Annotated in this window: 12 protein-coding genes and 1 pseudogene; 2 read left to right on the top strand and 11 right to left on the bottom strand. The window is 61.1% G+C overall.

The genetic code is table 11. The annotated features are described in order from the left end of the window. Positions 1-230 precede the first annotated feature (230 nt). Positions 231-1,385, bottom strand: a complete 1,155-nt coding sequence (gene srmL, locus AC3IT6_RS11430) for a PheS-related mystery ligase SrmL (protein ID WP_489355562.1) — start codon at positions 1,383-1,385, stop codon at positions 231-233. Positions 1,386-1,675: 290 nt separating this feature from the next. Between srmL and AC3IT6_RS11425 the strand changes: the two are divergent. Then, positions 1,676-1,951: pseudogene (locus AC3IT6_RS11425) on the top strand (aminoglycoside phosphotransferase); the annotation flags it as partial. 120 nt (positions 1,952-2,071) lie between these two features. Here AC3IT6_RS11425 and hpaC read toward each other — a convergent pair. Continuing rightward, positions 2,072-2,581, bottom strand: a complete 510-nt coding sequence (gene hpaC / locus AC3IT6_RS11420; RefSeq protein WP_056723075.1) for a 4-hydroxyphenylacetate 3-monooxygenase, reductase component — start codon at positions 2,579-2,581, stop codon at positions 2,072-2,074. Between the two features lie 259 nt (positions 2,582-2,840). Between hpaC and AC3IT6_RS11415 the strand changes: the two genes are divergently transcribed. Next, complete coding sequence (locus tag AC3IT6_RS11415; protein WP_008046301.1) at positions 2,841-3,470, top strand: response regulator transcription factor; 630 nt, start codon at positions 2,841-2,843, stop codon at positions 3,468-3,470. Positions 3,471-3,759: 289 nt separating this feature from the next. On the opposite strand, the gene feaR is transcribed toward AC3IT6_RS11415, so the two are convergent. From feaR to AC3IT6_RS11370, 9 genes are all read right to left on the bottom strand, one after another. Then, the gene (gene feaR, locus AC3IT6_RS11410) at positions 3,760-4,680 is read right to left on the bottom strand and encodes a transcriptional regulator FeaR (protein WP_489355560.1); all 921 of its coding nucleotides are present in this window, start codon (positions 4,678-4,680) and stop codon (positions 3,760-3,762) included. Positions 4,681-4,831: 151 nt separating this feature from the next. Continuing rightward, positions 4,832-5,782 carry a PDR/VanB family oxidoreductase gene (locus tag AC3IT6_RS11405; protein WP_489355558.1) on the bottom strand — a complete coding sequence of 317 codons (951 nt, stop codon included), beginning with the start codon at positions 5,780-5,782 and terminating at the stop codon, positions 4,832-4,834. An 80-nt stretch (positions 5,783-5,862) separates the two neighbouring features. Continuing rightward, positions 5,863-6,603 (bottom strand): SDR family NAD(P)-dependent oxidoreductase, encoded by a 741-nt coding sequence (locus tag AC3IT6_RS11400; protein WP_489355556.1) that lies wholly within the window; start codon positions 6,601-6,603, stop codon positions 5,863-5,865. Between the two features lie 10 nt (positions 6,604-6,613). After that, positions 6,614-7,114, bottom strand: a complete 501-nt coding sequence (locus tag AC3IT6_RS11395) for an aromatic-ring-hydroxylating dioxygenase subunit beta (RefSeq protein ID WP_489355554.1) — start codon at positions 7,112-7,114, stop codon at positions 6,614-6,616. After that, positions 7,111-8,394: an aromatic ring-hydroxylating oxygenase subunit alpha gene (locus AC3IT6_RS11390; protein ID WP_489355552.1), complete on the bottom strand. Its 1,284-nt coding sequence runs from the start codon at positions 8,392-8,394 to the stop codon at positions 7,111-7,113. Before AC3IT6_RS11390 ends, AC3IT6_RS11395 begins: the two co-directional genes overlap by 4 nt. Before the next feature lie 23 nt (positions 8,395-8,417). After that, positions 8,418-9,566: an amidase gene (locus tag AC3IT6_RS11385; protein WP_489355550.1), complete on the bottom strand. Its 1,149-nt coding sequence runs from the start codon at positions 9,564-9,566 to the stop codon at positions 8,418-8,420. Next, a complete protein-coding gene (locus AC3IT6_RS11380; RefSeq protein ID WP_489355548.1) occupies positions 9,563-10,033 on the bottom strand; it encodes a nuclear transport factor 2 family protein in 471 nt (156 codons plus the stop codon). Before AC3IT6_RS11380 ends, AC3IT6_RS11385 begins: the two co-directional genes overlap by 4 nt. A gap of 3 nt (positions 10,034-10,036) precedes the next feature. Further along, on the bottom strand, positions 10,037-10,408 hold the full coding sequence (locus AC3IT6_RS11375) for a hypothetical protein (protein WP_057715413.1): 372 nt from the start codon (positions 10,406-10,408) through the stop codon (positions 10,037-10,039). A 31-nt stretch (positions 10,409-10,439) separates the two neighbouring features. Next, complete coding sequence (locus AC3IT6_RS11370; protein WP_489355546.1) at positions 10,440-11,603, bottom strand: acyl-CoA dehydrogenase family protein; 1,164 nt, start codon at positions 11,601-11,603, stop codon at positions 10,440-10,442. Positions 11,604-11,791: the final 188 nt, after the last annotated feature.

Here is an 11,791-nt window from a genome sequence, read left to right as displayed (position 1 = left end):
GAGCAAGCCCGCTCCCACACTGGATTTTTGCCATACACAAATCTTGTGTTCACCGCAGATCCCTGTGGGAGCGGGCTTGCTCGCGAAGAGGCCGGCACATTCAACATCAATGTCGCCTGACACTCCGCCATCGCGAGCAGGCTCGCTCCTACATTTGGATTTTTGCCATACACAAATCTTGTGTTCACCAGAGACCCCAGTAGGAGCGAGGCTGCTCGCGATGTGGCCAGTTAAATAATATTGGGGAGATCCATCCTGTAACCCGCCCCGGGCGCACCTTCATGGAGTGCCACCTGAATGTTCGAATACAAGGCATTCGCCTCAGCGGTGGTGATTGATCGCGAACAATCACGCAGTACAACACGCAGCAGCACATTCTCCTGCCCCGGCAGCAATCCGAGGCGATCGATGGCCTGCAGAGGCAGTTCCGTGAACGCCCAACGCCCTTTGATCTGCATTTCCTCGATCCAGTCCGAACAATCGCCAGCTGCCTGCAACATCCTTTCAGTCAACACTTCCTCGCTTAGCCCCGGCGTTACCGCTAACGAAATATCACGAGTAATCGAGGGCAACCGAGAGACTGCACTCCACGGATTCAGATCATGCATCTGTGCCTGTACACGTTCGTTCTGATCACGCAGCAAACGAATATCGGGAATGCCTTTTCGCAGCATTGTCAAACGATCCAACCCCATTCCCAGCGCCAGTCCTCCATGGCGCAAAGGGTCGATATTCAGTCGATCCAACAATGATTTGGCAATTCGACCACACTCCAGAACCTCTACCGGGACGCCATCATTCAACACATTCACTTCGATCCCGCCTTCGGTGTAATGATGCGGGCTGGTGCTGAAGATCCAGGGCTTGTCCGGCACGGCTGAACCGAGGATATCGGTGACCAGACGCAACAAGTGTTCATGTGTCGCCAGATCAGGATCACCCAGTACCCAGATATCCATCTGATGCGGCTCCGCGCAATGCCAACGGTCCCGGCTGTCACGACGAAAAGTGATCCCTGGAGCTGCCAGCAATATTGTCTGCCCCGGTTGTCGCACCTGAGCCGCACGCTGAAGCGCTGCTGGAATTTGACTGGTGGTTTGCGTTCGCAACAACGAACACTCATCGACCCAGCGGGTGTGCGCACTTCCGAGGGTGATTTCTGCCGGGTCATAACCGAGCAAGCCGTAGTTTTCTTCTGCGGACACGATTCTTGGGCCCGTCTGCACTTGCGCCTGGGGCCAGCCCTGGTTCGCCAACCCCTGAAGAACCTCCTTCAGCAATAACCTGATCGCGTGATCGGGTGCTGCGGGTTCCGTCAGATCAGCCAGCAAAAGGGCTTGCTTGAGTCCTATGTCCGTAATGGTTCGCTTTGAAGACGTCTCCATACTTTTTCTGCCCTGAATTGCCGATACACAGTACCGGCACAGTACACAGACATTGGCACGTATAGCCGCAGCACCAGAAAAATCAGATCGAACTGACAGCCGTGTCTTACCCCGCATATGGAGCACAAAAATCTCACCCAATCTGGCACCCACAGCCAATGACATGGCATGCGCACACACCTGTCGCGCTGCACCCCGGGCGTAGTATCGAAGCCGACATCAGGGCAGAACCCGCATCTGCGTGCCCTGCAAGACAAAGCTCAAACCCCTCCATTTCTCACTAAAACAGGTTCGGCTGGCACATGTTCGAGTTGGCCACCGCGCTGTACTTCTGCCTGGATGACCCGCGTTATGAGCAGATCAAGGCAGCGCTGCTCGACGGCTACAACGCGGTCAAGCCGCTGACCGAGGCGGATCGCAGGACACTGGCATTGTTCCTGATGCTGCGTGGCACCACGTACCTGGGCTGGATTCATACCCGCCAGGGCACGCCGACAGCGAAAGAAATGGCGCCGATGTTGATTGAGCGGGCTTGCGTGTTGGCTCGGGAATATTTGCAGGCCTGATACACCGCCATCGCGGGCAAGCCCGCTCCCACAGGTATCTCTGATGTACACAACATTTGCGTACGACATAAACCACTGTGGGAGCGGGCTTGCTCGCGAAGAACGATAACGCGGTCTATATCAAGCCGCGCTGGCATGCTCAACGCGATGAAACAACCGGTTGAAATACACCAGGCTGTCGCGCGGTTCGCGCACGCCCACCTTCGTCAGCTCCACGAACATGACCGAATGCGAGCCCACTTCCTTGCACTCGCTGATCCGCCCTTCGAGCTGCACCAGGGCATCGCGCAGCACCGGTACGTCGGCGGCGCCGTCGTCCCACAGGTCCCAGGCGAAGCGTTCGTCCATCGGCACTTTGGTCATGCCGGCGAAATGCCGGGCCAGTTCTTCCTGCTCGCCACACAGCACGTTGACGCACAGGTGGCCGTTGGTGCGGAACACGTCGTGGGTGGCGCTGTTGCGGTTGACGCACACCAGCACGGTGGGCGGCGAGTCGGTCACCGAGCACACGGCGCTGGCGGTGATGCCGCAACGACCGCCGGGACCGTTGGTGGTGATGATGTTCACCGCAGCAGGCAGCTGCGCCATGGCGTTGCGAAAGTCGATTTGCTGCTGGCTCAGGTCGGCCATGTCGATGCCCCTTCCTTCAGGAGGACCGCTATCTTGCGGCCCGTAGGTGATGGAACAAGACTAAGGCTGCGGGCGCACCGCAACCATTCTGACGATCCCCATGGCGAGGTTGGGTTTCCGCTAGTCGACTAGGTGGTTTCTTTATCGCAAGGGCCGGCCACAGTGGGTATTCTGCATACTGGTTCCAGAAAGATGAGCCAATGCGTGCCGCGCGTTCGCGTGCGAAAACAATAATTAGAAAACTTTCGTGGCAGCCCCGATGGAAATCCGTAAACCGATTGTTTATATCGTCGACGACGACAAGGACCTGCGAACCTCACTGGCCTGGTTACTGGAGTCGGTGAGCGTGCAGGCGCAGTGCTTTGCCGGCGCCGAAGAATTCCTCAGCCAGTACGACCCCAAGCAGCCCGCCTGCCTGGTGCTCGACGTGCGCATGCCGGAGACCAGCGGTTTCCAGTTGCAGGAAATCCTCAACCAGCGCGGCAGCACCTTGCCGACCATTTTCGTCTCGGCCCATGGCGACATTCCGATGTCGGTCACGGCGATGAAGAACGGCGCGCTGGATTTCGTCGAAAAACCCTACAACCCGCAGCAGATGATCGACCGCATCCAGGCGGCGCTGAAGACCGCCGTGCACGCCCAGGCCGATCAGCAGCAGCGTCAGAACCTGCAAGGCAAACTGGCACTGCTGACCAGCCGTGAGCGGGAAGTGTTGATGCTGGTGATCGATGGCAAGGCCAGCAAGGTGATTGCCCGGGAGCTGAACATCAGCGTGAAGACCGTTGATGTGCACCGCACCAAGATCAAGGAGAAGATGGGCGTGAGCAGCATCGCCATGCTGGTGCGCGAGGTGCTGCATTTGCCGGTGGATGAGCCGGCGCGGCACTGATCATTCTGTATTCGCCGTCAGGCCGCCATCGCGGGCAAGCCCGCTCCCACATTTTGATCTCGGCCGGACACAGACTTTGTGTTCACCGCAGATTCAATGTGGGAGCGGGCTTGCTCGCGAAGGGGCCGACACATTCAACATGGATAGTGACTGACACACCGCTTTCGCGAGCAAGCCCGCTCCCACAGGTTGATCTCGTCGTACACAAACTTCTGTGTTCGCTGAAGATTTAGTGTGGGAGCGGGCTTGCTCGCGAAGAGGCCAGCAAATACACCATCAATGACGGGTGTCAGATCTGGCTATACCGCTTGCGATAAGCACCCGGTGACACACCAAAGCGCGATTTGAACGCCGACGAGAAGTAGCTCGAATCCGAGAACCCCCACGCATAACACAGCGCCGAAAGCTTTTGCTCGACATCCGCCCGGCGCAGGTTTTCCGCGCAGAAGTCCAGGCGCCGGTGCTTGATGTATTGCGCCACCACCAGGCCGCGCTTGGAGAACATCCGGTACAGGCCGCGCACGGAAATCCCCACTTCACGGGCAATCAGCTCGGGGCACAGTTCTTCGTCACTGAGGTGCGCGTCGATGAAGGCGATGATCTTGCGAAATTGCCGCTCGTGAGCGTCTGCACCGCAGTCGCGGGCGCTGATGCCTGGCAGCAAGAGGCTGGCCAGGGCATCGAGCACGGCCTCGCTTTCCTGCATATCCAGCCCTTCCTGCTGGCGGGTGTCCAGCACCAGCTTGTTGGCCATCGCCGCCAGGGGGCTGCCGGCCGCGATGCGCGTGGCGCAGTTGACCGCATTGAAGTGCGAACCGCGCTCGACCACCTGGCGCGGCAAAATCAGCGACAGTTGTCGGCAATCGTCGTTGTAGATCATGTCGCTCGGACGGCTGGCGTCGATCAGGGCAATGTCGCCACAGCCCAGTTGCGCGCGGTTGTCGCCCTGCTCCAGTTGCGAGCTGCCCCGCAGCTGGAACACCGCGTAGTAGTGGCCGTCGCTGCTGGTGCTGACGTCCTTGCTGGTGCGATACAAATGCACGTGCGCCATGTCGACCACACTGAGGTTGATCGCACCGCTGCGAAATTCCGCCAGTTCGCCGTAGAAATCGGAATCCAGCGCCCGGGCATCGAAACGCCCACAGGCCTGGTTCACCTGGCTCAACCAACTTTCGAACGCCTCGTTGCGCACCGTCGATGCTGTAATCATGTCCGCAAAGCCTCAGGTTTTTGTTGTTATTTTTCGACGGCTTCATCGAGCGGTTCGTCAAAACGGGTGTTGCTGTAGCCATCTCCTCCTTCGACGGCCGCCAGGCGCCCATTCAACAAGCTCCGGCCCAAGCTTTCCAGTCGACTTTCGGTCAAAGGTCCAATACCAGACGAGCGGAAAGCGCCCGTGATACACACGCGCAAATCTGCTTGTTGGACGCCTTTTCCTTGTTCGACAGACAGTTGTCACGGTGCTCCGGCAAGCCGTCCAGCACCTCGACGATGCACGTACCGCAGATGCCTTCGCGGCACTCGGTATCGATATCGCAACCATGGGCTTGCAACACGTCGACCAGGCTGGCGTTGGCCGGCACTTGCAGTACCACGCCGGAACTGGCCAGTTCCACTTCGAACGTACCAGCAGGGGCACTGTTGGCGGCCGGGTCTGCTGCAAAGTGCTCCAGGTGAATGGCATCATCCGAGCGAGTGCGGGACGCCACTTCCACCACTTTGTTCATGAAGGGTGCCGGGCCGCAGGTATAGACGTGGGCGGCGCTGCCGGCACGCTCCAGGCATTCGCTTAAGGCTGCGTCGAGATCCACGGGTTCCACGCCGTAGTGAAATTCCACCGACTCAGCAAAATTCGTCGCCAACAGCTCGGTGAACGCCGCGTACTGCGCCGAACGGGCGAAGTAGTGCAGGCGATACGGCTGGCCGCTTTCCGCCAGTCTATAAGCCATGCTCAGCAGCGGCGTGACGCCGATACCGGCGGCGAACAGCACGTGCTCACTGGCCGTTTCATCGAGACGGAACAGGTTGCGCGGCGCACCCATTTCCAGCTCCATGCCCTCTTCCACTTGCTCGTGCAGCGCCAGCGAGCCACCGCGCGACTGGGCTTCTTTCTTCACCGCCACCAGATACGCCCGGCGATCCTGTGGCGGGCTGCACAGCGAATACTGGCGGGTCACCCCGGTCGGCCCGGTCAGGTCGACGTGGGCACCCGGTTCATAGGTGTCGAGCGGCTGGCCGTCACTGCGCACGAGGCGAAAGGAACGGATATCCAGCGCTTCGTCGACGATCCTTTCGATCTTCACCTTCATCATTGCATCACCTGAAACTTGAGTTATTTCTATTAACGCGGGGGCCTGTAGTCCAGGCACCCTGTTCTTTGCCTGCGCGCCAATCAGCGCATGAACAAGCCGCCGTTGACGTCCAGGCACGCACCGGTCACGGAGGTCGCGTTTTCGGCGATCAGCAGCAACACGCTGTCGGCGATGAACGCTGGATCACCAAGAGTGCCGGCCGGAATCATCTTGAGAATCTGTTCCAGACGCTCCGGGGCCACGGTTTCGCGCACCACCGGCAAGTCCAGCGGACCCGGCGAGATGCTGTTGACCGTCACGCCTTGGGGCGCCAGTTCACGGGCGAAAACCTTGGTCAGTGTCGCCACACCGCCCTTGGCCGCCGCGTAATGCGCGCCGGTGGCGGTGCCGCCGTTCTGTCCGGCCAGGGACGCGATGTTGACGATGCGGCCGAAGCCACGTTCGGCAAAGTGCGCGCCGAACACCTGGCAGGCGACAAAGGTGCCGCGCAGGTTGATCGCCATCGACTCGTCGAACTCTTGCGGCGTGATGTCCATCAGCGCCGCGACTTTCGACACACCGGCGTTGTTCACCAGAATGTCGGTGCCGCCCCACTGCTCAGTGAGCAGGTCGCGAGCACGCTGGAAGTCGGCCTTGCTGCGCACATCCAGCTCGATGGCCATGACGCTGGCGCCGCTGCTATCGAGTTCCAAAGCCAAACGTTGCACGCCATCGAGACGCACATCGGCCAGACCCACGCGATAACCCGCCGCATGCAGACGACGGGCGAGGCACTCGCCCAGTCCGCGCGAGGCACCCGTTACAAGGGCTACTCGACTCATGATGTTGCCCTCACAAAAGGAAGCCGAGCGCGCTCAGGCTGTCGGTGGAGTTGATCAGCCGCACCACTTTGCGCTCCAGGGTCGGTACGCCGTCGGTGAAGCGAATGCGGTGGTTCAAGTCAGCCACGAACGGCGTGTGTACGCCGCGCTTGTAGGCGTACAGCAACTGCGCCGAATTGACTTCGACGATGTCGCCGGCCGCTTCCACCAGACGGAAACGCGAGATCGTGCGGATGGTTTTCGCCGCATCCACCGCCGACGGCGAGTAGCCGGCGGTCAGGCGTTCGATGCGCAGGTCACGCATGCGCGCATCGTCGTAGGCGTAGTTGAGGGTCGCCTCGAAATCCTCGGTGTCCGGGTCGATCGGCACGATGTACTTGCCGCTTTCGCTCCACAGGGTCGCCCATTCGGCGTAGTGCTTGTGGTCGAGCAGTTCGGCTTCGCGCCAGATGAATTCGATGGCCTGGGCCAATTGGCCGGAAAAACCATTCAGGGTGTCGTGATTGCTCATTGGCTCATCATCCTTTTCCACATGTCGTAGGCACCGCGCATGCCGCCTTCGTCGGTGGCGTGGCTGACCTTGTCGCCGTTCTCAGCGGTGATTTCGCGGTTCAGGCCGCGGTTGACCAGGATTGGCGCATCGACGCCGGCATACGAACCGCGCTGCACGCGATCCCAGGCCTCGGCATCGTCAGGGCTGCCGAAACCGAACGGGCCCTGGAAGTGTTCGTGGATGCGCATGCGTTCGCGGTTGGCGATTTCCGGGCCGCCATCCATGCCAAGGGCAACGTGGCGGATCTCGGTTTCGCTGACCGACACCGGGCGCAGCACGCGGAAGAACGACATCGACATCGCCACGTTGGGGAACAGGTTCAGGTTGAAACCGGCGCCGTGCAGCGAGCGCACGATGCGACGGACCTGATCGGCCGGCATGCTTTTCGACAGTTCTTCAGTCACATGAGCGAAGCGCTCCTGCAACTGCTCAGTACCGTCGTCATGATCGAGATCGACGTGCTCCGGCACCATCACCATCACGCTGTGGCCGTTGCCCAGCGAGTGGGTGACCGCTTGTTCGTCGGTCATGAACGAGAGCATTTCCGAGGTTTCTTCATCCACCGACGACATGAACGACTTGTGCACGATCGGGAAGTGGTAACCGTCGGTGGTGTTTTCCAGCTGGATCTTCCAGTTGCCCTTGAAGCTGAACTTGTGTTCGCCCTGGGTCTTGATCGGGTAACCGGCGCCCTGCTTCATGAACAGGTCCATCCAGTGTTTGGCGCCGCCAAGGAAGTCTTCGAGCGGTTCGATCTCGTCGTTGTAGCTGGCGAACACCATACCGGCGTAGCTCTCGACGCGCAGGCTGGTCAGCGGTAGTTCGGATTTCTCCAGGATGCCTTCGTAGCCATCCGGATACGGCAGCGCACGCAGCTTGCCGTCCAGGCCATAGGACCAGCTGTGGTACGGGCAGGTGAAACCGGTGGCGTTGCCCTTGTGCTTCTCGCACACGGTGGCGCCACGGTGGCGGCAACGGTTTTCCAGCACGTTGATGTTGTTCTTCTTGTCGCGCACGACGATCACCGGGCGACGGCCGATGGTGGCGGTCTTGAAGTCGCCGGAATTGCGCACTTCGCTTTCGTGGGCAACCCACACCCAGGTGCGGTAGAAAATCTTGTCCAGCTCGGCTTCGAACAGCGCCGGGTCGTTGTACAGCGAGACGTCGACGCGGTCATGCTGGACCAGGTCTTCGGGGCTTTTCGACGATGCGATCAGCTGATATTCATGAGTGCTCATGCGGTTCTCCTCATGGCTTCTTTTTATGATTTTGTTTTAGAGCCAAGCCGTTCACCGGCCATGCTCTGTTGCAGTTGCGCGCCGAAGGCGCAGACCAGTTCGTCCTGACCTTTGCGCCCGACAATTTGCAAGCCAACCTTCAGCCCGCCGCAGTCGAGTTCCACCGGCACCGTCAGGGCCGGGTGGCCGCTGAGGTTGAAAGGCCGTACCAGCGGGGTCATGCCAGCCACGGCCTTGCTGCCGGCGCGGGCTTCGCTGAGGGTCGGCGGCAGGCTCGGCAGCGTCGGCAGCAGCAATACGGCAAAGTCTTCCAGCGCCGCGTCCACTTGTTGGGTGAACGCTGTGCGCACGGCTTCGGCCTCGGCCAGGTCTTGGCGCGTGGTGCGGCTGGCCGCCAGCAAACGTGTTTCCACATCGGCGCCGATCAGGCCCTTGCCGGTCAGGTGGCCGAAGGCCGCCCAGTTTTCAAAATTGATCACGGTCAGGCCGGCCGCGAACGCTGCTTCGAAATCGCTCAGGTGCAGGTTGCTGCGACGCCATCCGGCGCGGTCGGTGGCGGCACCCAGGCTGGCTTGCAGGTGCGAATCGCAGGCCACCTCGAGAAAGCCGACCCTGGCGCCATCGCTTGGCAGGCCTTGAGCGGTAAAGCCCGGGCAGATCACCTGCATCGCGGCAATCAGGTCGTCCATGCTTTTGGCGAACGGCCCGACGCAATCGAGGCTGGACTCCAGCGGATGGGCGCCGACACGGCTGACGCGACCATAAGTCGGCTTGAGCCCGGCAATCCCGCAGCACGCTGCCGGCACCCGCACCGAACCACCGGTGTCAGTGCCGATGGCGATGTCCGCCAACCCGGCCGCGACCGCCGAAGCCGAACCGCTGGACGAGCCGCCAGGAACACGGTCCGGCGCTTGCGGATTGATCGGTGTGCCGGTCCATTCGTTGATGCCGGTCACGCCGAACGCCAGTTCATGCAGGTTGGTCTTGCCGACGATCTGCCAGCCAGCGTCGAGGATCGCATCGACCACTTCGGCGTTTTTCGTCGCCGCCGGTGCATCGGCGAAGGCTCGGCTGCCCGAGCGGGTCGGATGGCCGGCGATGTCGATAGAGTCCTTGATGGCGACGCGCTTGCCGTTGCCACCGAGGAGGAATTCGCTGATGAACGTACTCATGCACTCAACTCCGTATTGAACAAACGCTGCGTACGGAAATGCGCGATCAGCCAGGCGCCGTCGACACAACGAAAATCGATGTTCAGGCGCGTGCCGAACAACTCGTTGCGGCCATCGGCGTAAGTCGAGATCTGCTGCATGATCCACTGCCCCTGCGCCGCCTTGCCGTCGACCACGATCGACTCGCTGGTGAGGTAATGCAGGTTCAGCTTGAAGTGGTCGGACGGCGGCAGATAACCGCCGACAAACGCCGCCACCGCCGCACGTCCGTGATGCTGGCCGAAGGTCTGCGCCGTCTGGCTACCAACGCCTTCCCAGATCGCATCTTCAGTGAACAATTGCGCCAACTGGCTCTGATGAATCGCCGCCCGCGGCACATCGCACAGGTCCATGTAGTGCGCCATCAGGCGACGCACTGCGCTTTCCCCTTCGAGCGTCGCCAGACGCTGCAGCAAGGCCTCGTTCATGGCTTACACCTTGGCCGCATCAGGAATGGTCAACGGGCGACCGATGCGCGCTTCGATCTTCGCGTAGCGCCACAGGCTGTACTGGCCGACCGGCGTGGTGCGGAACAGGTTGCAGGCGTCGATCACCGACTGGTGGCAGTCGACGTCGGCCATGATGTACACGGTCCAGGGCGAGGTGGTGGACGGACCGACCATCAGGCGGTCGTCGTCCATGGCGCCGAGCACGGTGATGCCGGGCATGGCGCCGAGGTCACCCATCATCTGGCTGAAGCCTTTCCATACGCTCAGGCCTTCGCCGGTGGGCAGGTCGAAAAAGTTCTGGGTGATGCCGATGCAGAAGACGACGCGCAACGGCTCTTGGGTGGTTTGCGACATGGGTGCGATTCCTTGAAAAAGTAATGGGGATTCAGATGTAGCCCGGGAACGGCGAGACGCCGAGGAACACCGAGCCGGCGCCGTCATACAGGCCTTCGCTGAGGAAGGCGTGCTGGGTCACCACCATCGAATCGCGCAGATAGCGTTGCAGCGGATGGCGCAGGTAAATGGCAGTGGTGCCGGCCAGGCTGTAGGCGCTCTGCACCACCTCGGCACCGGCCTGGGACACGTGAATAGCCGACAGGCGCAGCAGGCTGGTCTGCTCCGGCGTGACCGGGTTGCCGGCCAGGATCGAGTTCCACACCTGTTCGGTGGCGTTGTAGAAGAAACCGCGCGCAGCGCTGAGCTTGGCTTCAGCCTTGGCGATCTCGATGCGCACGTAAGCGCGGTCGGACAATTTCGGCGCGCCGGTGATGCCGCTGCCGCCCGCCATACGGCTGATTTCGTCGAGGGCCGCACGGGCCAGGCCGAGGTTGACCACCGCCAGCACTTGCGCGGCGTAGGCGATCGACGGGTAGCGGAACAGCGGTTCGTCGATGGTCGCGGTACCGCCACGGATGAACGTCCAGCGCTCATCAACGCGTTTATCGCTTACGCGCAAGTCATGGCTGCCGGTGCCCTTGAGGCCGACCACTTCCCAGTTCTCGACGATGTCTACCTGCTCCGGGCGAAATACTGCGGTGCGCGGCTTGCCGCCAGCGGCGCCGATGCCAACGCCCAACAGGTCTGCGCCTTTGCAGCCGCTGGCGAATTTCCAGGTGCCGTTGACCTGATAGCCGCCTTCCACAGTTTCCGCCGGTTGCAACGGGAACAAGCCACCGGCGAACACCAGGTCAGGGCTCTCGGCGTAGAGTTCAGCCAGGGTTTCCCGCGGCAAGGCTGCCAGGTAGACCCCGGCGCTGCCGAAGCTGGCCACCCAGCCCGCCGAGCCGTCGGCTTCGGAGATGCGCTCGATCATTTGCAGGAACAGCGCCGGTGCCAGGGCGTCGCCGCCGAAGCATTTCGGCGTGGCGGCGCGAAAAATGCCCACCTGCTTGAAGCGCTCGATCATGTCCCGAGGCACGTGGGAGCCGGCGTCGAATTCTTCGCGACGTTGGCGAACCTCATCCAGCACTTGCTGGAATAGCTGACTCTCGACCATTGGCACGACCGGGGCGGACACAGGGTCTTGTTGCGCGACAGCTGAACGCAGCATGGGCTGGTTCTCCGTTTTGATTATTGTTAGTTGGGCTGAACCGGCACCTGTAGGAGCGAGCTCGCTCGCGAAAAACGTCTGGACAACACAGTCATTCAGACAGGACGCGTTATCGTTGACGTCCATCGCGAGCAAGCTCGCTCCTACAAGTAAGGGGATCGTTGCCCTTGCATTGAGGTCCAGTGTAA

The organism is Pseudomonas sp. KH_017, from assembly GCF_057840285.1.
Note: the sequence above shows the minus strand (reverse complement) of the source record. Positions and strands in the feature narration are given on the sequence as shown.

Excerpts from the sequence above, each read along its gene's own strand:
- AC3IT6_RS11405 (WP_489355558.1), bottom strand. The coding sequence starts at position 5,782 with ATGATGAAGGTGAAGATCGAAAGGATCGTCGACGAAGCGCTGGATATC.
- AC3IT6_RS11415 (WP_008046301.1), top strand. The coding sequence starts at position 2,841 with ATGGAAATCCGTAAACCGATTGTTTATATCGTCGACGACGACAAGGAC.
- AC3IT6_RS11385 (WP_489355550.1), bottom strand. The coding sequence starts at position 9,566 with ATGAGTACGTTCATCAGCGAATTCCTCCTCGGTGGCAACGGCAAGCGC.
- feaR (WP_489355560.1), bottom strand. The coding sequence starts at position 4,680 with ATGATTACAGCATCGACGGTGCGCAACGAGGCGTTCGAAAGTTGGTTG.
- AC3IT6_RS11370 (WP_489355546.1), bottom strand. The coding sequence starts at position 11,603 with ATGCTGCGTTCAGCTGTCGCGCAACAAGACCCTGTGTCCGCCCCGGTC.
- AC3IT6_RS11380 (WP_489355548.1), bottom strand. The coding sequence starts at position 10,033 with ATGAACGAGGCCTTGCTGCAGCGTCTGGCGACGCTCGAAGGGGAAAGC.
- hpaC (WP_056723075.1), bottom strand. The coding sequence starts at position 2,581 with ATGGCCGACCTGAGCCAGCAGCAAATCGACTTTCGCAACGCCATGGCG.
- AC3IT6_RS11375 (WP_057715413.1), bottom strand. The coding sequence starts at position 10,408 with ATGTCGCAAACCACCCAAGAGCCGTTGCGCGTCGTCTTCTGCATCGGC.
- AC3IT6_RS11395 (WP_489355554.1), bottom strand. The coding sequence starts at position 7,114 with ATGAGCAATCACGACACCCTGAATGGTTTTTCCGGCCAATTGGCCCAG.
- AC3IT6_RS11390 (WP_489355552.1), bottom strand. The coding sequence starts at position 8,394 with ATGAGCACTCATGAATATCAGCTGATCGCATCGTCGAAAAGCCCCGAA.
- srmL (WP_489355562.1), bottom strand. The coding sequence starts at position 1,385 with ATGGAGACGTCTTCAAAGCGAACCATTACGGACATAGGACTCAAGCAA.
- AC3IT6_RS11400 (WP_489355556.1), bottom strand. The coding sequence starts at position 6,603 with ATGAGTCGAGTAGCCCTTGTAACGGGTGCCTCGCGCGGACTGGGCGAG.